General features: G+C 32.0%; 20 protein-coding genes. 3 read left to right on the forward strand and 17 right to left on the reverse strand.

The features are described from left to right. Positions 1 to 120 precede the first annotated feature (120 nt). Positions 121 to 1,518, forward strand: a complete 1,398-nt coding sequence (locus ABD939_RS04325) for an MptA/MptB family glycosyltransferase (RefSeq protein ID WP_425550276.1) — start codon at positions 121 to 123, stop codon at positions 1,516 to 1,518. Between the two features lie 39 nt (positions 1,519 to 1,557). Here ABD939_RS04325 and ABD939_RS04330 read toward each other — a convergent pair whose 3' ends face one another. Together ABD939_RS04330 and ABD939_RS04335 are read right to left on the reverse strand one after the other, a co-directional pair. Further along, the gene (locus ABD939_RS04330) at positions 1,558 to 1,779 is read right to left on the reverse strand and encodes a hypothetical protein (protein ID WP_345164888.1); all 222 of its coding nucleotides are present in this window, start codon (positions 1,777 to 1,779) and stop codon (positions 1,558 to 1,560) included. A 14-nt stretch (positions 1,780 to 1,793) separates the two neighbouring features. Beyond that, complete coding sequence (locus ABD939_RS04335; protein ID WP_345164890.1) at positions 1,794 to 2,114, reverse strand: hypothetical protein; 321 nt, start codon at positions 2,112 to 2,114, stop codon at positions 1,794 to 1,796. A 232-nt stretch (positions 2,115 to 2,346) separates the two neighbouring features. Here ABD939_RS04335 and ABD939_RS04340 point away from each other — a divergent pair, with 232 nt between their 5' ends. Next, positions 2,347 to 2,715, forward strand: coding sequence for a VOC family protein (locus ABD939_RS04340; RefSeq protein WP_345164893.1), 369 nt, complete (start codon positions 2,347 to 2,349; stop codon positions 2,713 to 2,715). Here ABD939_RS04340 and ABD939_RS04345 read toward each other — a convergent pair. The 7 genes from ABD939_RS04345 to ABD939_RS04375 form a co-directional block, all read right to left on the reverse strand. After that, positions 2,712 to 3,554, reverse strand: a complete 843-nt coding sequence (locus ABD939_RS04345; protein ID WP_345164895.1) for a pseudouridine synthase — start codon at positions 3,552 to 3,554, stop codon at positions 2,712 to 2,714. The two genes, ABD939_RS04340 and ABD939_RS04345, sit on opposite strands and share 4 nt — an antisense overlap. Positions 3,555 to 3,608: 54 nt before the next feature. After that, on the reverse strand, positions 3,609 to 4,571 hold the full coding sequence (locus tag ABD939_RS04350; RefSeq protein WP_345164897.1) for a carbon-nitrogen hydrolase family protein: 963 nt from the start codon (positions 4,569 to 4,571) through the stop codon (positions 3,609 to 3,611). Continuing rightward, positions 4,572 to 5,474: a geranylgeranylglycerol-phosphate geranylgeranyltransferase gene (locus tag ABD939_RS04355; RefSeq protein ID WP_345164899.1), complete on the reverse strand. Its 903-nt coding sequence runs from the start codon at positions 5,472 to 5,474 to the stop codon at positions 4,572 to 4,574. A gap of 73 nt (positions 5,475 to 5,547) precedes the next feature. Next, entirely contained in the window at positions 5,548 to 6,477 is a 930-nt protein-coding gene (locus ABD939_RS04360) for a mevalonate kinase family protein (RefSeq protein WP_345164902.1), read from the reverse strand. Between the two features lie 73 nt (positions 6,478 to 6,550). Next, a complete protein-coding gene (locus ABD939_RS04365) occupies positions 6,551 to 7,648 on the reverse strand; it encodes a diphosphomevalonate decarboxylase (protein ID WP_345164904.1) in 1,098 nt (365 codons plus the stop codon). A gap of 9 nt (positions 7,649 to 7,657) precedes the next feature. Beyond that, the gene (locus tag ABD939_RS04370) at positions 7,658 to 8,188 is read right to left on the reverse strand and encodes a DUF1697 domain-containing protein (RefSeq protein ID WP_345164907.1); all 531 of its coding nucleotides are present in this window, start codon (positions 8,186 to 8,188) and stop codon (positions 7,658 to 7,660) included. After that, positions 8,189 to 9,400: a BaiN/RdsA family NAD(P)/FAD-dependent oxidoreductase gene (locus ABD939_RS04375; RefSeq protein ID WP_345164909.1), complete on the reverse strand. Its 1,212-nt coding sequence runs from the start codon at positions 9,398 to 9,400 to the stop codon at positions 8,189 to 8,191. Positions 9,401 to 9,447: 47 nt separating this feature from the next. Between ABD939_RS04375 and ABD939_RS04380 the strand changes: the two genes are divergently transcribed. Next, positions 9,448 to 10,242, forward strand: coding sequence for an SdiA-regulated domain-containing protein (locus tag ABD939_RS04380; RefSeq protein ID WP_345164911.1), 795 nt, complete (start codon positions 9,448 to 9,450; stop codon positions 10,240 to 10,242). Positions 10,243 to 10,261: 19 nt separating this feature from the next. Here ABD939_RS04380 and ABD939_RS04385 read toward each other — a convergent pair whose 3' ends face one another. From ABD939_RS04385 to ABD939_RS04420, 8 genes are all read right to left on the reverse strand, one after another. Further along, the gene (locus ABD939_RS04385) at positions 10,262 to 11,503 is read right to left on the reverse strand and encodes a cation:proton antiporter (protein WP_345164913.1); all 1,242 of its coding nucleotides are present in this window, start codon (positions 11,501 to 11,503) and stop codon (positions 10,262 to 10,264) included. 134 nt (positions 11,504 to 11,637) lie between these two features. After that, positions 11,638 to 11,949 carry a thioredoxin gene (gene trxA, locus ABD939_RS04390; protein ID WP_345164916.1) on the reverse strand — a complete coding sequence of 104 codons (312 nt, stop codon included), beginning with the start codon at positions 11,947 to 11,949 and terminating at the stop codon, positions 11,638 to 11,640. 101 nt (positions 11,950 to 12,050) lie between these two features. After that, entirely contained in the window at positions 12,051 to 15,722 is a 3,672-nt protein-coding gene (locus tag ABD939_RS04395) for a metallophosphoesterase (protein WP_345164917.1), read from the reverse strand. A gap of 37 nt (positions 15,723 to 15,759) precedes the next feature. Beyond that, on the reverse strand, positions 15,760 to 16,722 hold the full coding sequence (locus ABD939_RS04400; protein ID WP_345164920.1) for an aldo/keto reductase: 963 nt from the start codon (positions 16,720 to 16,722) through the stop codon (positions 15,760 to 15,762). Beyond that, positions 16,722 to 17,942, reverse strand: a complete 1,221-nt coding sequence (locus tag ABD939_RS04405) for a bifunctional alpha/beta hydrolase/OsmC family protein (RefSeq protein ID WP_345164922.1) — start codon at positions 17,940 to 17,942, stop codon at positions 16,722 to 16,724. Before ABD939_RS04405 ends, ABD939_RS04400 begins: the two co-directional genes overlap by 1 nt. Beyond that, positions 17,932 to 18,453, reverse strand: coding sequence for a peptide-methionine (S)-S-oxide reductase (locus ABD939_RS04410; RefSeq protein WP_345164925.1), 522 nt, complete (start codon positions 18,451 to 18,453; stop codon positions 17,932 to 17,934). Before ABD939_RS04410 ends, ABD939_RS04405 begins: the two co-directional genes overlap by 11 nt. Then, a complete protein-coding gene (locus tag ABD939_RS04415) occupies positions 18,453 to 20,015 on the reverse strand; it encodes a protein adenylyltransferase SelO (RefSeq protein ID WP_345164927.1) in 1,563 nt (520 codons plus the stop codon). The genes ABD939_RS04410 and ABD939_RS04415 overlap by 1 nt, the downstream gene beginning before the upstream one ends. Continuing rightward, on the reverse strand, positions 20,012 to 20,260 hold the full coding sequence (locus tag ABD939_RS04420) for a glutaredoxin family protein (RefSeq protein ID WP_345164930.1): 249 nt from the start codon (positions 20,258 to 20,260) through the stop codon (positions 20,012 to 20,014). Before ABD939_RS04420 ends, ABD939_RS04415 begins: the two co-directional genes overlap by 4 nt. Between the last annotated feature and the right edge of the window lie 13 nt (positions 20,261 to 20,273).

The raw sequence follows: 20,273 nt of genomic DNA on the forward strand, positions 1-20,273 counted from the left end.
AAACAAGTTCAGCACATGTGTTTTATATCTAATGTTAAACGAAGTTATCGTTTTTTTCTGACAAATTCAAGTAAGCTTCTTTTATAAAAAGCAACAAACAAATAGTATTATATTTGGTTCATGCTTTTAAACCCAACGTTTTTAAAACTTAATAAATTGCCATTATTGATGGTACTATTTAGTGTATTGTTCTATTGGGCTTTTGCTTACAATTTAGTGAGAACAGATTATGTAAAACTCATCATGCTTTATTGTGCGTTGTTTTTTTTGTTCTACAAATTGGTACAACGTTTTAAAAGTAATATTTCATTTTTAACCTATTTAGCCTTTGGATTTCGTGCTACTTTTATTTTAGCAATACCCAATTTATCTCAAGATTTTTATCGTTTTATTTGGGATGGTCGTATTATTTTAGAAGGTATAAACCCATATTTATTTACAGTAGAAGATTTTATAAGTCAAGATAAATTCCCTGTTGCTGAAGCACTAGAATTACGCGCTGGAATGGGCGATTTAAACGCTAGCCACTTCACCAATTATCCGCCAATAAATCAACTCTGTTTTGTTATTTCTGCAGTTTTTGCAAGTAAAAGTATTTTAGGTTCTGTAGTTGTGATGCGCCTTATTATTATTGCTGCTGATTTTGGGACACTCTACTTTGGAAAAAAGCTTTTAGAAAAATTAAAGCTTCCAACTCACAACATATTCTGGTATATCTTAAACCCATTTATTATTATTGAATTAACTGGAAACCTTCATTTTGAAGGCGTTATGATTTTCTTTTTAGTATGGAGTTTGTACTTGCTTTTTGTTGGCAAATGGCAATGGGCTGCTGTGGTATTGGCGTTATCCGTTTCCGTTAAATTAATCCCTTTAATCTTTTTACCTTTATTTTTTCAATGGTTTAATAAGCGTACTACACTTGAAAATGAGGCTTCAACTTCACTCAATCTAACAAAGCTAATTGCTTTTTACATCATAATCGCTGTTACTACATTTCTACTTTTTGCCCCTTTTTATTCTTCAGAATTTATAAACAACTATTCTAAAACCGTAGCACTTTGGTTTCAAAACTTTGAGTTTAATGGAAGCCTGTACTACATAGCAAGGGAAATTGGCTATCTTTTTAGAGGCTATAACGAAATTGCTATCATTGGAAAAGTAACACCTATTATTGTAGTTCTGTTCGTTTTAGGTATTACATTTTTTAGAAAGAACAGAACCCCTATTGAGCTTATAACAGCCATGTTATTGGCACTATCGTTTTACTATTTTACAACCACTACAGTACATCCTTGGTATGTGGCAACACTTTTAATATTATCAGTATTTACAAATTATAAATTTCCGTTGGTTTGGAGCTGCGCCATCATACTTAGCTATTTAGCTTATATTAATTTAAATAAAGCTGATAAATCTGAAAATCTCTGGATAATTGCTCTAGAATACACCATCGTTTATGGTGTTTTTATTTGGGAACTATACATAAAGAATACTCCTGAAACGGAGTCTAAATAATTATTAGCCTTTTAATGTTTTTTTAAAACCAGAGCCCTTCTAAAGTGGCTTTAAACTTTCTACTCTGTAAATAGGATTGTCCTCATCACCATCTTCAACAAACGTAATTCTGAAATCTTTATCTATCAAGCTTTCATCATTTTTTAAATCATATTGTTTTAAAACCCGTGGATGCACTTCTTCAAAGGCTAATTCTTCACCGTTTTCAAACCAAAAATTGTAAAAACCGTTTTTGTAGGATTTAAAAGCGGCAGTTCTCATAATACTAAAATTATTTAATCGTTATCTATATCTTCATCAGTAATTTCTGGAGCTTGAATTGCTTCAGGGTCGTCATTATCAAAATCTTCGTAGTCATCCACATCATAATTCTCCATAGTCACTTCTAGTTTTGTGCTAACTTTCACCAAATACTTGGTATCTTCAGTAATTACATCTACGGCTTCTATGGTTTCGTTGTGCTGATTTTTAAACGTTACAATATCGTCATCATCATAACCATCAGGGTATTTTTCGACTAGTAAAGCCAAAATCTCTGGGGTTAACTTTTTAAAATCTACAATAACACGTTTTAGGTTATCATTTTTATTTTTCATGGTTGGATACTATTTGATTTGGTTTTTTATAAACCTAAAATACATAAAAATCGGAAATGCAACAATAATCGGATAAATTTTAAGTAATAAAATTCTATTTTAAAGGATTAAATTTAGATGTTTAAAGTTAAGTTGGTGTTAACTTAATGATAAACAAATACTAGTAAACAAATAATTTTAAAAGTTTTAAACGGCAGAAAAAAGAATTACATTTAAGACAAAATCGTAAAATATGAATCATCATATAAAATCTATAAGACCCTTTATTGGAGCAAAAGATTATCATTTATCTCGACAATTTTATATTGATTTTGGTTTTGAAGAAATTAAAATTTCAAATAATATGTCTTATTTCAAATCAGGAGATTTTGGATTTTATTTACAAGATGCTTATGTAAAAGATTGGATTGATAATTCTATGATTTTTCTTGAGGTTGAAAACCTAGAACAACATTTACTAGAAATTGCAACGTTAAATCTTGATACTAAATATAAAAATGTAAGAGTCTCAGAAATTCATTACATGAACTGGGGAAATGAATATTTTATCCATGACCCTTCTGGAATTTTATGGCACATAGGTGAATTCAACAATAACTAAAGCATGTTAAGAGTATTCAATTCCTGCTCTGTTAAGTGTTTCCAGTGTCCTCGAGGAATATCTTTTTTAGTTAAGTGCCCAATAGCAACACAATCTAAACTTAAAATATCATATTTAAAATATTCAAAAATAGTTCGGATAATAGTATTCCCGGTATTCTTGATTTTTAAACCAATTTCTTTTTTTGAAGCACCATCTATATAGCTAATTTCTTCTACTTCAATTAGTTTTCCTTCTACCTTAAAACCATTTTGAATCTTTTTTAAATCTTCTAGTTTTAAATTTTTGTCTAATTCAATATGAAATAAACGTGCTACTCCATTTTTAGAATTAGTAAATTTTTTGGTAATAGCATCATCATTAGTAAACAATAATAATCCTTTAGAGTTTCTTCCTAAACGCCCAATCGGTTTTATTTTAGAGTTGGTGGCATTGGATACTAAATCCATAACCGTTCTCCCTTTTCCTTCGCTTGTAGTAGTTGCAAACCCCTTTGGTTTATTTAGTAATACGTATGCTTTTTTTTCTGGGTTTATTCTAGCACCATCATAACGCACTTCGTCTCCTGGTTTCACTTTATATCCCATTTCAGTGATTATCTTTCCATTAACAGCAACTAATCCTGTGGCAATATGCACATCGGCTTCACGACGTGAACACATACCCGAGTTAGCAACATATTTATTTAATCGAATTTCGTTAGGGTTACCCGATTTTTTTTGTGCTGGATTATTCTTTTTCAGAGGCGTATTTCCCTTAACATTTCTGGTAAAACGTTTACTTTCATTACCACGTCCTGATGGTTTTCCTTTTCCTTTTTCCCCTTTGTGTCTATTCATCACTTATAATTTTGTGCAAAGATAGATTTAAAATTATGATATACGATTTTTGATTTATGATTTGTTTCTTTCTGAAAATTCTACAGTAGATTGTCGTTTTGTATTAACGTGTAATTGAGTAACATCTGGTCTTGAATAATGCCCAACAGGGTCAAAATTCTGCCGTTCTTCATATACGCGATTAAAATCGATTGTTTCGATAATTAAGCCTTCTTTATGCAATACTGGTTCAACAATCCACTCACCATCTGGTCCTGCTATACAACTACCACCATTGGCTAAAACTTCAGGAGATTTTTCTAAAATCTTATTTAAATACGGTGTTTGCTTCGGGAATTCTTCTTTTTTCATCAAACTACTCACAGATATTACAAAACTTCGAGATTCTCTGGCTATAAATCGCGTAATATCCTTTGTATTGTGATCGCTCCCTGGCCAAACAGCTATATGCAAATTTTCACCTAAACCATAAAGTGCCGCTCTTGGTAATGGCATCCAGTTTTCCCAACAGTTTAGACCTCCAACAGTAAAATCTTTTAGTTCATGTACTTTCAATCCATTGCCGTCTCCTGGAGCCCATGTTAATCGTTCATCGTATGTAGGCTGTAACTTCCTGTGAACTGATTTTATTTCTCCGTCTCGATTTATATACACCAAAGAAGCATAAATACTATGGCCTCCTCTATCTAGAGGGCGTTCTATTACACCTAAGTAAATAGCCATATTATGTTGCTTGGCCAGACTACAAATACCATCTAAATCTCCTTTTTCAATAGTGATGGAATTTTTCACATAATGTGCATGAATTGCTTTATTCACATCTTTATTCCATTCTGCTCCTCCTGTTAAAGCTAACCAAAATGGATAGCCTGGAACCAAACCTTCTCCAAAAACAATTAACTCGCAGCTTTCTTTTGAAGCATCAATAATAGATTGCTCTACCTTTTTAAGTGTTTCAATTTTATTCAACCAAACTGGTGAAATTTGAGCTAATGCTACCTTTAATAAATTTTGCATTTAAATACGATTTAGAATAACACTCACATCTATTAATAGGATACTAAAAACCCCTGCGAGAATTATAAATTTTAAAATATTATGTAGTATTAAATATTGAATTTTTGTTTTTGATAGCCATAATAGCAATAGAAAAACAACTAATAAAAAAATGCTTAAATAAAAAAAGAAATACATATAGCCTACTTCAAAATAAAACAACAGTAAATAAGTTGGTCCTAATGTTAATAGCGCTAAAATGGTTAACATTACTTTAGATGTTTTTTCTCCGTAAGCCACAGGAATAGTGATATAATTCTGAGCTATATCACCTTTTATATTTTCTAAATCTTTTGTGAGCTCTCGCATTGAAATCATTAAAAACAGAAATACAGCATGAACAAAAATCACTTTTTCAAAATTCTTATAGTACATAAAAATAGCGAAGAAAGGTGTAATAGTTAAAATTGCAGATGTTAAGTTTCCTATAAAAGGTAATTTTTTAAGCTTGTGCGAATAAAACCAAATACCAAAAATATAAATTGAAAAAAACAATACGGCCTTGAATGATACATAGCTTGCCATTATTGCTGCTAAAAAATTCAATACAAAATAAAATGATAATTTGGTGTTTTGCCCTACCAATCTATCTAGTCTAGACTTTATTGGTCTATTTATTAAATCTTTTTCTGAATCATAAAAACTATTAATAATGTAACCGCCAGCTATAGTAGCTGATGACGCTAAAACCAACATTAATAAATTTAAATCAAAAACAACTTCCTTTACAGGTTTATCATAAGCCAAAATGTAAACTGCTGTAAGGTATTGCGCTATAACAACAATAAGAATGTTGTAGCCCCTAACCACAGAAAACATACTGAAAAACTTAAGCAAAATATGTTTCTGTCTTCTTGATAACATTTAAAAAAAGATTTCTTTTGAATGTTGTTTTCAACATTCAGAACGAAAGTAAAGATAATAATAATAATGAAGTTTAGAAGTTGTAAACTACCTCTAATTTATAACCAGAAAGTGATTGTTTTGCCTTTTCAATATCTTCAGTAAAACCGAGGATATATCCTCCACCGCCAGATCCGCAGAGTTTTAAATAATACTCGTTAGTTTCAATACCTTTTTTCCATAATTCATGAAATTGCTTAGGTATCATTGGTTTAAAATGGTTTAAAACTACTTTTGAAAGTTGCTTGGTATTTCTAAACAAAGATTTCACATCGCCTTTTAAGAAATCATCAACACAAGCATCTGTATGTTTTATAAACTGATTTTTAAGCATGCTACGGAATCCTTCTTGCTTCATTTTCTCCATAAAAAGACCAACCATAGGTGCCGTTTCTCCAATTATACCACTATCTAATAAGAATACACCACCTTTACCTTGACTTTGCTGAGCTGGTATTCCTGTAGCTTCTATGTTATCTTTAGAATTGATGAGAATTGGTATACTTAAGTAACTATTTAAAGGATCTAAACCTGACGATTTACCATGAAAAAAAGATTCCATCTCAGAAAATATTGACTTTAACTTTAAAAGCTTTTCTCTTGTTAAATTCTCAAGTACTGTAATTTTGTCAAAGGCGTATTTATCGTATAAAGCTGCCACTAAAGCCCCACTACTTCCTACACCATAGCCTTGAGGAATTGATGAATCAAAGTACATACCTGATTTTACATCTTCTTGTAATCTGTCATTATCAAAACGAACAATAGTATCATCAATATTTTTTAGATGATCAGCAAATCGTTTTAAACTTTCGTTGGACTTTATAGCGTCCTGTGAAGGGTTTTCGTCTTTTTTTAAAGCACCATTGTAAAAACTATACGGAATTGATAATCCTTTAGAATCTTTAATAATGCCATATTCCCCGAAGAGTAGAATTTTTGAGTAAAAAAGAGGTCCTTTCATGTGTTTATTTGAAATAGAATCAAATATTGTCTAACAAAAATAGTAAATTTTTAAACAATTTTGATTAAAAATATCATAATTTATTGGCTCCCAAACCAATAATGTCGCAAATATACTGTCCATTTTGACAATAAGCAACTAATTCATTCTTAATGAACTCTAAAACTTTTGTTGCTTCATTTTCAGGATATAGTACATGTACATTTGCACCAGCATCTAATGTAAAGCAAACTTTAGAACCTGACCTTTTTCTGTAACCCCAAATTTTATTGATAATTTCCAACGTGTTGGGTTTCATAAGAATAAAGTATGGCATACTTGTCATCATCATAGCATGCAGAGTTAATGCTTCACTTTCAACAAGAGCAACAAACTTATTTAAATCGCCATCTTTTAAAATGTCAACCAAATCTGTTAGGTTATTATTTGCTTGTTTAAAACGTTCTTGGGCAAATGGATGTCCATGCATTAAATTATGACCAATCGTACTACTCACCTGCTTTTCACCTTTATCAACTAATAGAATTGTATCTTGATAATTTTTAAAATTAGCATGTACCTCATAAGGGTATTTAATACCAAATAAATCTGAACTTCCTTTAATATCGTCGTGCTTCCCCCAGACAACCAAATCGCCTTCCAAACTTCTACAAGCACTTCCAGAGCCCAATCTAGCTAAAAAAGATGCTTTTTGAATAAAATGAGATTCCTCCATTGTATTTGAAGTACCATAAGAACTAATTAGTTCTTTCTCAATACTCATTAAACATAATGCTAGAGCACTCATTCCAGATGCTGAGGATGCAATACCAGAACTGTGTGGAAATGTATTTGATGTTTCTATTTTAAAATGGTAATCCTTTAAAAAAGGTAGGTAAACTTCAATACGCCTGAAAAAAGTTTCAATTTTTGGCTTAAAATCATCCTTTTTTTCATCATCTAAAAACACTTCAAAAGAAAAATTGTTATCACTCTCTCGTTTTGTAAAACTTAGTTTAGTAGTAGTTTTACAATTATCGAGTGTAAAACTTATTGAAGGATTTTCAGGTATTTGTTGTGCCTTTTTTCCCCAATATTTAACTAGTGCAATATTACTGGGCGAAGACCAAATAAAACTGCCATTTTCAACTAAATTTGTATAAGGTTTTGGAATAAAATCTTTTTCTAACATTTATAATCTTTAAGTTGACAAAGATAATAACTTTACCATTGTTTTATAGTTTCTAGCTGTTGCCGTAGTTTTTAATTTTCGTTCAAAAAAATTGTTGCCACATTTTGCCTTTCCATAGCCTACAGAGCAATAGAAATAAATACAGTCATCGGTTATTAAAAACTCTTCATTTGGGTATTCTAATTTTGATGTTTCATTAACTAAATAAGTATCTGGAATAGAATAGAGCATCATAAAATAGCTATTCATTTTCTCTTCTTCATTAAATGGACAATCATCAAAAATTTTTTGTATTTCAGTGGGTGTTTTTACAATAACTGGAACTTCAAAACCAAATTCCTTTTTAATAGCATTACGGATTTTTAATTGTAAATGTTCTTTATCATCTTCAGAAGATTTAAATATAATATTCCCACTTTGGATGTAAGTTTGTACACTTTCCAATCCATTATTAGCTAGTAATTCTCGAAGGTTGGCCATAGGGATTTTCTTTTGACCGCTAACATTAATTCCTCTTAAAAGCGCAATATATGTTTTCATTTAATTAGAAATGTTTTGTGCTGCTATGTAAGCTCCAGTCCAAGCATTTTGGAAATTAAAACCGCCCGTAACAGCATCAATATTTAATACTTCTCCTGCAAAATAAAGATTTTTAACAAACTTACTTTCAAAAGTTTTAAAGTTAACCTCTTTGAGATTTATACCACCTGCGGTAACAAATTCTTCTTTAAACGTGCTTTTACCATCAGCATCAAAAATAGCTTGAGTTAGTTGACCTGCTAAACGCTCCAATTGCGATTTATTTAAATCTGCCCAACGCGTTTCTTCATTCATATTGGATGCTAAAACCAGTTTATGCCAAAGACGTTTTGGAAGTTGAAACTGAGTAGATTTGAATACTGCTTTTTTAGCTAAGTTTTGTTTTAATTCTTTTAACTCACTTAAACAATCATTAAAAGACCTCTTTATAAAATTAATTTCAATTTGAAACTTATAATCCCTTTTTGCTAACTCTAGAGCACCAAAAGCAGAAAGTTTTAAAATTGATGGCGCACTTAAACCCCAGTGCGTAATTAGTAATGGGCCTTCGCTCCACAAATCTGTTTCTAAAACTTTTACTTCAACATCTTTAGCTACTACACCAGGAATATCATTTATACGTTCATCCTTTATATTAAAAGTAAATAATGAAGGTACTGGCTGCGAAATATTATGCCCAAAGCCTTCAAGCAACTTCCATATTTTAGGATTACTACCTGTTGCAATTAATACTTTTTTAGATGAAAAAACACCTTGAGTAGTTTCAATTTGAAAAGTTTCATTTTTATTAGAAATAGACTTAACAGAATGATTATACAAGACCTCAACTTGATGTTTATCGGCTTCACTTAAAAAACAATCTATTATAGTTTGTGATGAGTTAGAAATTGGAAACATACGTCCATCATCTTCAATTTTCAGTTCAACACCTCGTTTTTCAAACCAATCTATGGTATCACCAGTCATAAATTTATGAAAAGGCCCAAGTAATTCTTTTTCTCCTCTTGGATAGTTTTGCACCAATTCTTGAGGTATAAATTCGGCATGAGTAACATTGCATCTACCTCCACCGGAAACTTTTACTTTGGTAAGCCCTTCCTTTCCTCGTTCTAATATAAGAACTCTTAAACTTGAATTTTGTTCTGCGATATTAATTGCTGCAAAAAAACCTGCTGCTCCACCGCCAACAATTATAACATCGTATTCTTTCATAAATCTTAAAAACACTGTAAATTTACCATTATTTACATAATTATATTTTGAAAAAAATTCTTGTTTTTTTATTCATTTCAATTCTTGCTTGCAATACGGGTAAATTAAAAATTCTTGCTGATATTAATAGTGATTTAAAAGAAGCCTCTGCCATAGAAAAAGTTACAAGTTCAAGTTTACTTTGGACAATAGAGGATTCTGGAAACAAAAACAATATTTACGGTTTAGATTTAAAAGGAAACATCGTAAAAGATATCGATATTAGTAACTCTAGTAATATAGATTGGGAAGATTTAACGTCTGACAAAAAGGGCAATCTTTACATTGGTGACTTTGGGAATAACAGTAAAAATCGTGATGATTTTACAATTTATAAAGTATCCGATTTAACTAAAGATAAGACCAAAGCAGAACGCATCAATTTTTTACTTCCTAAGAAAATGAAATCGGAAGATTTTGAAGCGTTTTTTCTTTTAAAGAATCACTTTTACATTTTTAGTAAAGAAAACAAATCAACAAAACTTTTTAAAGTTCCTAACACAATAGGTAAGCACACCGCTAAGTTTGTTGCTGAATTTAAGATGAAAGGCAAAAACACCAAAGTTACCTCTGCCGCTATTAGTGAAAATGAAAAAACCATAGTACTTTTAAATCATGATAAACTGTGGAAAATTTCAGAATTTAAAGATGACAACTTTTTTAAAGGCGATATAAAAGAACTAGAGTTTAACCATGACTCCCAGAAGGAAGGTATTTGCTTTAAAGGTGCTAATTCTGTTTACATCACTGATGAAAAAGATAAAAGTGAAGGTGGTAATTTATATGAGTTTAGTCTCAACTAATTGATTTTTATCAAAGCGTTTAATTTCTGTTAAGTTTTTTAACCAAGCCACCTATGGTTAGTCCTTGTGCTAGTATTGAAAATACCACAACTATATAAGTAATTACCAAAAACAGTTCTCTGTGCATTTCTGACGACAAACCTAATGCCAATGCTATAGAAATGCCACCTCTTAAGCCTCCCCAAGTCATTATTAAATTTGTATTCGGCACAAAATCTAGTTTCTCCTTAAACAACTTAATTGGAAACCACAATGAAATAAAACGGCAAACTAAAATAACTGGTATAGCGAGTAATCCTGCTAAAAAATATTTCCCTTCAAAAACTAAAACTAGCATTTCCATTCCTATTAAAACAAATAACACTGCATTTAATAAAATATCAATTAGCTCCCAAAATTTATCTACATAGAGCTCGGTAGTCTCTGACATAGACGTGTTTCTTAGCGTATCATTCCCAACAACTAATCCAGCAGCTACTATAGCTAATGGCGCAGATAAATGTAGTTTTTGAGCTATTATGGTTCCGCCCATTACTGCAGATAATGTAATAATTACTTCAATATCAAAATCGTCAATAGACCTGAGCAATCTGTAAGTAATCCAACCTAATAATAATCCAAAAACAATTCCTCCTATAACTTCAATTCCAAATAATTCAGCGACTCCTAAAAAATCAAAATCACTACTTTCTGATGTCGCAATTTGATAAATAGTTAGAAACACAACTACACCAACACCATCGTTAAATAAGGATTCTCCAACTATTTTTGTTTCTAATTTTTTGGGTACGTTGGCTTTCTTTAAAATTCCTAAAACCGCTATTGGATCTGTTGGAGAAATAAGCGCACCGAATAATAAACAATAAATAAATTTAACCTCAAGTCCTAATAGCTGAAGTAAATAGAACATTATACCTCCAACTAAAAACGTAGATACTAAAACTCCTAAAGTTGCAAAAAGTAATATAGGCCAACGCTGTACTTTTAATTGCTGAAAGTTGGTATGTAAGGCACCTGCAAAGAGCAAAAAACTCAACATATGGTCAAGCAGTAAGTCTTTAAAATCAATTTGCTTGATTAAGGCTACCTCAGCTTTTAATAAAGTATCGTCAAAGTAGCTTAATGCGAATACCCCTAAAGTATAAAGAATAGTTATCAGCATCAATCCAATGGTATTTGGCAATTTTAAAAACCGAACATTGATATAACCAAATATTGCTGATAATGTAATTAGCGCGGTTGCTATGAGGTAAAAATCCATAGAGTTTTTTTGATTTCGTTTATGCTATAAATATAGATAGAACTAATTCTTTTTCTTGACAATTTCATTTTTTTAATTAAATGCTCCATTGCTAAAAGATAACACTTTAAAAACTCATAAATGATACATGTATACTAAGCTGTGATACTTGAATGCGTTTGAATAACATGTAAAATATCCTTCTTTTGAAGAACACCTGACTGTCTCCACTTAGGTGCTCCATCTACAAATAGCATCATAGTAGGCACGCTCCTTACCTGATATTTTAATGCTAACGGATTATTTTTATCAATGTCGATTTTTACAATTTTAACATTATCTCCAACTTCATCTTTCACTTCGCTAAGAATTGGCATAAGTGCTTTACATGGGCCACACCAGGTTGCAAAAAAATCTACTAATACTACTTTTTCAGAATTGATTATATCGTTAAAATTGCTTTTCATTTTTTTAGATTTACTTTTCAGAATTTTTGACGTAAAAACCCAAAGAAAATTACAGTCATTTTAAAAGAGAACCCTTAAACATGTTCAGGAAAAACTATGTATTAAAACCCAAACCCTAATTTAAACGCCAAAAGTAAGCCGTCATCACTATTAAAAGCAGAAAGATTCAAAGTCAGCATATCTGCTGCGTTTGCAAAAACACCTCCACCGAAAGCATTGTTCCATTTATCAGAGTCTTCACCATCTAACCATACGCGTCCATAATCTACCCCTCCATACAGCCCTATATTCAATGGTAATAATCCTGTTTTTACTTTTCTTAAATTTAATCTAATATCGGTAGTTTGCACAAAAGCAGAATTACCAATAAAACGTTCGTCCCTGTAACCTCTTAAACCATTATTCCTTCCTAGGCTTGCTGCTTGATAAAACTCAAAATCATCACCTAAATTAAAGTGCCCTCTAAGTTTTGTAGCCAATACTAATTGCCCACTCGGTATTAGTTTATAATCAAACCCTAACTCTGGAATGATATATCCAAAGCCTTTTGAAGTACTCACATTATTTCTATAACCTGCATGAACAGCAAACAACATACCCAAGGTTGGAAACGCTTCATTATCAGTATTGGCAAATTCATATTTCGCATCTGCACCATAAAAATCCTGATTATCAAAAACAGAAGTATTAATTACATTAGGTTGAGATATAAATCGTCCTGCAGTATTATCTACTTCATTGGATTCATAAGACACGCCTATTCTTAAACTTGCACCTAACTTTCCTCGCCATGTTAGTGCAGGAGCAACCTTAAAAGTTCTCAGTTTTACACGGTTGTAATCTAGATCGAACATATCATCATCTTCAGCATTCGGATTTACAGTTTCGTTTCCAAAACCAAAGAAATTAATAGCATAATTTGGACTTGTAAATTTAGTATCTATCGCTAGATTCCATTGTCCTACAACATTTGCGAATTCTACATGATATCCTAAATCAAAACCACTTGTTGCAAAATAATAGGCTGCTGAAACTGTATGTTGTGAACTAAACGGATTACGCTCAAAACCATAATGGGTTAAGGTATTTACAAAACCAATTTTGAAACCATCATCTGGATTTGCACCAACAGATGGTACAAATTGATTTGAACTGTTTTTTAGTTTTTTATGATCGTAAACATTGGTTTCATAATTATCGGTAAACTTTCTTATGCCTTTATTTGTTAAGAACGTATTCTCTTTTGTTTTATGATCGTAAATCTTTAATTGTTTTCCGTTAGTAATATTATACACATCGTTGTTTTGCCCTCCAATAATTCGAATTTTAATAAGGTTCTCGCCGTTACCAAAAACTTCAAACCTATCATCATCATCTAAACCATAAATCCATATTTCTTTAGTTTCAGAAGATTTGTAAATACGTTCATGAAATTTATCTTTCTTTTCTCCCTTTTTTATTCGATAAACAACAACTTTAGTTTCCCCATTTGCTAGTCGCTCAATATCAAACCAATCATCTTTATTCGTTCCTTTAATAACGCCATATCTATTTATATGGTGATAATAGTTGTCTGATATTTTTTGAAGATTTGCAAGTCTTCCAATTAACTTTTGTTTTATCTCTTTAACAGAGTTTTGATTCACTTCGGATGGAAAATTTTTAAACGCTTCTTCAATTACATCATAAGTCAAGCCCTCTAAAATTCGTTTTACTTGAGCATCCCAAACATCTTTCCCAGACTGATTGATTAATGCCATATCTAAGGGATACGGCTCAAGATTAAACCATTTAGGACTCTTCAATTCCTCATCATAACTTTGCATTAAACGTAACGCTGGAACAATTTTTGTAGCCAAACCTAACAAGGCACCATCTGCCATAATTGAAAATGCTTGGTCGCGATCCCTAGGCACTGGTCTGTAAATCTTTTTACCATCTTTTTTAAACTCTGCCCAACGCCATTGGTCTTCGTGTCTATCCCAATCGCCAATAAGCATATCAAATAATCTTGCTCTTATATAAGCTTCTTCATCAAGTACAAAATCTTCATCTTTGTTCAACTTCTTTAGGACATCATCTGTACTAATTAATTCATCTGAATATCCAAAACTTGCTTTATCTCCATGACCAGAATCGGTACGCTCTTCAATCATGTATAAGGCATCACCAAATTCATCTGCAAAATACCCCAGCGCGTTTTGTTTTGGCACATAATACAACACAGGGTTGGTATGATAAACACCCACGGCATCCGACAAAGTACCAATTGTAAATGGTGCATAAGGATGAGAACCTGTAAACACATCTAATAAAAGCCCTTCGGTATAGGTGTTATCAAATTGCCCTTCAATATATTGATCCTTAAATGCTACTGCCTGCAGATATTGCACTGCATTTTTCCTTAGCGCACGCATTACATATTGCCTACCCTTTTTATCCTCTAATCTTAAGGACATAGACTGGTGTCCTCCACCTTTTCTAATCACTTTTAAGCCTCCAAATAAAGTGTCTAAATCAACCGTTGGAGCTTTTACTTTTTCGCTAAAATCTTTTCTATATCTATCTCCCCAAAAGAATTTATACAATCCACCTTTGGTAGTTTCCTCTTCCGTATAAATTGATGCTACTTTATCTTTTGGATAGGACGTTGGATATGTAGTGAATACTTTTTTATCGTCTGCCTTAAGCACTTGAGTTTGAAATGCGACTTCATCATCAGCATAAAAACGAACATATGACGACCCGTCTTTAAACACGTCCAATCTTGCATACCCCATAGCACCGTATGAAAATTGTCCGCCTCCAATATTTCGTGTCGCCATCTTTTTAGATCCTGAGCCACTTACTATTTGGGGTAAATTATCCTCAACGATGTACTGCAAATTATGATCATGACCTGACACGAAAATGGTTTTATCATTCTCTTGAGCCATGGTAATGATATGATTTCTAAATTCGTTATAACGTTTATTTTGATTATCAACTGTAACTACGCCACCAGTTTTTCTAATAAGATTTTTTATGCTTCCTAAAACGGGCACTGGCGACATATGACTGCCAAAAGAATACTGCCCACCATGTGACCCATTTGTAAACATAGGATGGTGTAACGCAATAATTGTTGTTTTCCCTCTAGCCTTTTTTATTTCGCCCTCTAATTCATCAAAAAACTTGGTTCTTGTTTTTATTTCACAGTCATCATTTATGGTTGGATGCCTATCCCAATCGGTCATATACCATTCTGAATCAACAACAATCAAAACGATATCATCTCCAATTTTCACCCGCTCTATTGGGCATCCGTTTTCAGGCATAAACGTATTTTTGCCAAGAGCGTCTTCAATAAATTTTTCTTGACGCTTTAAGCCTTTTAAACCGTCGCTATACCAATCATGATTTCCTGGAATAAATACAGTTTCACCTTTAAAATCTTTTACTGCATTAATTTGAGCATTTAATTGACTTTCTGCCGAAGCACGACCTTCATCTCCTTTTTTTGGTAAACCTTTCGGGTAAATATTATCTCCTAAAAAAACAACTGTACTGTTTTGTGAAGCTTCAGATAATTCAGTTTTAAAATGTTGTACTGCTTTAGAAGATTCAGATTCTGCAGAAATACCAGCATCACCAATAAGATAAAATGAATGCACTATTTCTTTATCTGGAAATTTAGTTTGCAAATTCTTAGCCTTGTAATGTGGTTTATAGGTTGCACAAGCATTCAAAATAAAAAAGAAGTATATTAAAAGTGATGATCTTTGAAATTGCATTGATGGATGATTATTTGTTTAAAGATAAGAATTTGATTTAATTCCAACTCAACTGGCTACGTTCTTCCCAATAACTTTTTGCGGAAGTATTTAAGGTTTGCAATAAATTTAGTTCATGTTCAGAAAACCTAAAATCTAAGACTTTTAAGTTTTGTTTAAGCTGAATTGAGTTAGAAGCGCCACTAAGAACATAAGTTGGCTTTAAACTATCTACAACAAATCTTAAAGCAATGGCATCTATACCTGCATCATACTTTTTTGACAACTCTTCTAAAATTTTGTATTCTTTACTATAATGCTGAAATTTTTCATTTTTAAAAACACGTCCGTTAGCTAGGGCTTCTTTAATAATAACTTTTTTTCCTTTTTGAAGTGCTTCAGTTAATACAGAAAAAGTAGATTGTTCAAAAATATTATATGTTACTTGATAACTATCAAAAAGAGCTTCATCATCGAGAGAAACTTTTAGTGCTGCTGCAATAACCTCATTTTGGTTTGGTCCACTGGTAGTAATTCCAATCTTTAATCCTGTAGCTTTTTTTATTTCTAATAGCTGATTTAAAACAGCCTTATTTTCTAAAATCCCACTTTCAAATGTTGCCGAATGTACTTGATAATATTTAAGATTCGGCATCAGCGCTTTAGAAACCTTCCATTGCTCTAATAATTTCTCTAATGAGTGCTCTTTTATTTCATGTTTTCCATCATACCCTAATTCCCAATTGGCAACATAAGTATAGCCCCATTTTGTACCTAAAACAATATCTTTATGATTCTTAGAATCATTCCATTCTTGTAAAAAAGCTTCTCCTTTTCCGTATGAAGGTGCAGTATCAAAATAACGAACTCCCAATTTGTATGCTTCGTCTAAGACTGAAAACGTATTTTGCTTAAAAGCAGTTTCAGATTTATCAATAGATTCATTATCTCTAATATTAATGTATTCTGGTCTACCTAAGGCAGCTAAACCCAATCCAATTTTTGTATTGCTTTTGTTCATTAATTAATTACTTCAGTTTCTATAATAGTTTCAGATAATAGAGTTCTATGCACCGGACATTTGGATGCTATTTCTTTCAATTTTGCTTTTTGAGTATCGTCTAAATTACCAATAAATTTTAGCCTTTTTTGCAAATGATCAATACGCTTTGGTTTATTTGAATCTAACATTAAATCATCACTATGTTTTTTGGAATAAGTAATGTAAGCATATACCTCTTGTAAGTCCCATTTCTTACGTTCAGCATACATTTTTAAAGTCATTACGGTGCAGGCTGCTAATCCGGCACTCAAAAAATCGTATGGCGATGGTCCAAAATCATCACCGCCAATAGTTTCAGGTTCATCAGCAATAAAATGATGCTTTTTGGTTTGAATTGAGGTTGTAAAATTATTTTCAACTAAGTCTAAATGCGCTACTAATTGCTCTCCATTTGTATCCAACATGGTATTATTTTGAGGCTCAAAATAACGATCTACCCATGTTCCAATAACATTACCAACATACCTACTATCTCGCGAGTTCGATAAAAGATGATCTGCATCATCTAAACTTACAAAACTTTTAGGATGATGAGCATTATGGTATAACTCATGTGCATTATTGATTCCCACCGTTCGATCAAAAGGCGCATGCATAATTAATAAAGGTTTACGAAGATTTTTAGTTATTTCCGGTAAATTAATTTTATTAAAATCTGACACAAACTCTTCATTTATTTTGAAAGGTCTACCGCCAATATTCACCTCAACTTCACCTTTTTGTTTTACTTCTTCAATGCCATGAGAGAATAAGTGAGTAACATGACTTACCGTTGATGGAGCCCCAACTGTTGCTACTGCTTTTATATTTTCTAATCTAGAAGCTGCAACAATTACCGCAGCACCTCCTAACGAATGCCCTACTAATAAACCGGGTGCTTTATACTGTTGCGTTACGTAATCATTTACAGCAATTAAATCATCTACATTAGCAGAAAAGTAACTCTCAGCAAACTCACCTTCACTTCTTCCTAAGCCTGTAAAATCAAAACGAATTACACCAAAACCATGAGATGTTAGTGATCTGCTAATATTTTTTACCGCAAACAAATTACTATTACAGGTAAAACAATGCGCAAAAATGGCAAAATAATGTGGCTTTTGATCTGCCGGTAACTCTAGGTATGCTTGTAATTTGTGTCCTTTTTTATTTTGAATACTTAATCTCTCACGATTCATAGTTTAAATGCTTTAGTTTTTTTTGATCAGTATATTTTGAAAACTTTTTTAATAAAGTTTGAAGTTTTGGATTGATAAAACTTTCACAAAACGGTTTATTGGGGTTATTATAATAATAATTTTGAATTTCCATTCTTGATTCTTTAAATGTATCAAAAGGCAAAACCTGAGTAACAATTTTATCTTTAAATTGAAACTGTAGAAACTCCAATTGTAACTTTACCTGATTCATTTGATTTTCTGAAAAAACATACACTGCAGAACGGTATTTGGATCGCATAGAATGATTTGATGTACTTTTATGGGTATGTAAATGAATTTCAATAAGTACTTCTGTTGAAATTTTAGAATCATCAAAGTGAACAATTACAGCTTCTGAGAAATCACTATTATTATGTGTTGAAGCTACAAAACCTTGTTCTACTTTTAAAACACCTATTAAAGATTGAAATACGGCTTCGGTACACCAATGACATCCGCCTCCAAATGCTATTTTGGTCATATGTCCCATTAAGAACTACAAGACAACATAGAGCATCCTACTTTATCTCTTGCCCAATCCGGGCGTTTTGCAAACCATTTTTCATATTCTGGTTGTTCATCGTATGGCTTTTTTAACATTGTAAATAGCTCATCAATTAAACTATAATCCCCTTTATCTGTCTCATCTATTGCTAATTGTGCCATATAATTTCGCAACACGTATTTAGGATTTACGCTGTTCATTCTATCTTTTCTTACCTTATCAGAAATATTTTCCATTTTAAGCCTTTCTGCATACTTTTCAAACCAATTAAACCATCTCATTTCAATATTTCCTGAAACTTCTTCTGGCTTGTAAAAACTCTCTGTTATTATGTTTAATCCATGAGATGTTTTCTCTTTGTTAAAATCGCTTAAATTTCTGAAGAAAATTGTCATATCTATTTCTGTTAAATGCAATATATCTTCTAATTCTAATATAAATGATTTATCATTATCATCTTCAATTTGCAAACCTAATTTAGAACGCATCATATGTAATCTGCCTTTATCAAAATCAATTTTATATTGATTTAAAATAGTTTCTAAAGGTTCAGTATCTTCAATTAATGGATAAATAGCATTTGCTAATTCTAACAAATTCCATAAGCCAATATTGGGTTGGTTTCCATAGCGATATCGCTTATGCTGCCTGTCAGTAGTATTTGGTGTCCAACCATAATCGTAGCCTTCTAACCAACCGTAAGGTCCATAATCTATTGTTAACCCTAAAACGGACATGTTATCGGTATTCATAACACCATGAACAAAACCTACGCGTTGCCAATGAATAATCATATCTAAGGTGCGTTTAGTTACTTCTTTAAAAAACTTAACATAAGTGCCTATTGAAGGCTCGCCTAAATTTGAAAAATGGTATTTTATTGTATAATCAACCAATCGTTTTAAATTCTTATTGTCTTGTCTTGCGGCAAAAATTTGATAGTTTCCAAATCTTAAAAACGATTCGGCTGTTCTACAAACAATAGCACCTTTTTCGTAAGCTGGATTGCCATCATACATAACATCTCGCAATACTTCATCGCCTGACAAAGCCAGAGATAAAGCTCTAGTGGTTGGCACACCCAAATGAAACATGGCTTCGCTACACAAGTATTCACGAATTGAAGAGCGTAAAACAGCTAGTCCGTCCGCCGTTCTTGAATACGGGGTTTCTCCTGCGCCTTTTAGTTGTAATGCCCAGTTTTTACCATAATGCTCCACTTCAAATAAATTAATTGCACGACCATCACCAAGCTGTCCTGCCCAATTTCCGAATTGGTGGCCACCGTAACACATAGCATAAGGCTCTGTATTTGTTAATACTTTATTACCAGTAAATAGGTTTAAGAACTCTTCACTTTTTGCATCAGTTTCTGATAATCCTAAATTTTCAAGCATTTCAGGAGACACATGCAAAAGCTCTGGTTTTGAAGTTTGCTTTGGTGTAACGAATGAAAAGCATGACTCAGATACTTGCCTTCTGGAATTTTCTAGAACTGGGTCTGAAGGTAGTTCTTTATTAAATTTATCTTTTATATTGAAGTTCATAGTAATTTTTCAATCCACTTTTTTAAATCCTTATCTAAAGGGTTTCTCAACTTCTTTTCTCCAATAGTAATGGTTGGGAAATTCAGTTTTCTATTTTCATATAAGCCTCTTAGTGCATTGGCATTAGCCTCATTTTGTTCTACATCAAGAAACTCATAATTTAAATTTAAGCCTTCTAAATATCTTTTATAATATTGACTTTTATGACATCTTTCAGTGCCATAAAGTATAATTTTTGGTCTCATAAGATATGTAGCT

It is taken from the genome of Algibacter aquimarinus (assembly GCF_039543265.1).
GTDB lineage: Bacteria > Bacteroidota > Bacteroidia > Flavobacteriales > Flavobacteriaceae > Algibacter_B > Algibacter_B aquimarinus.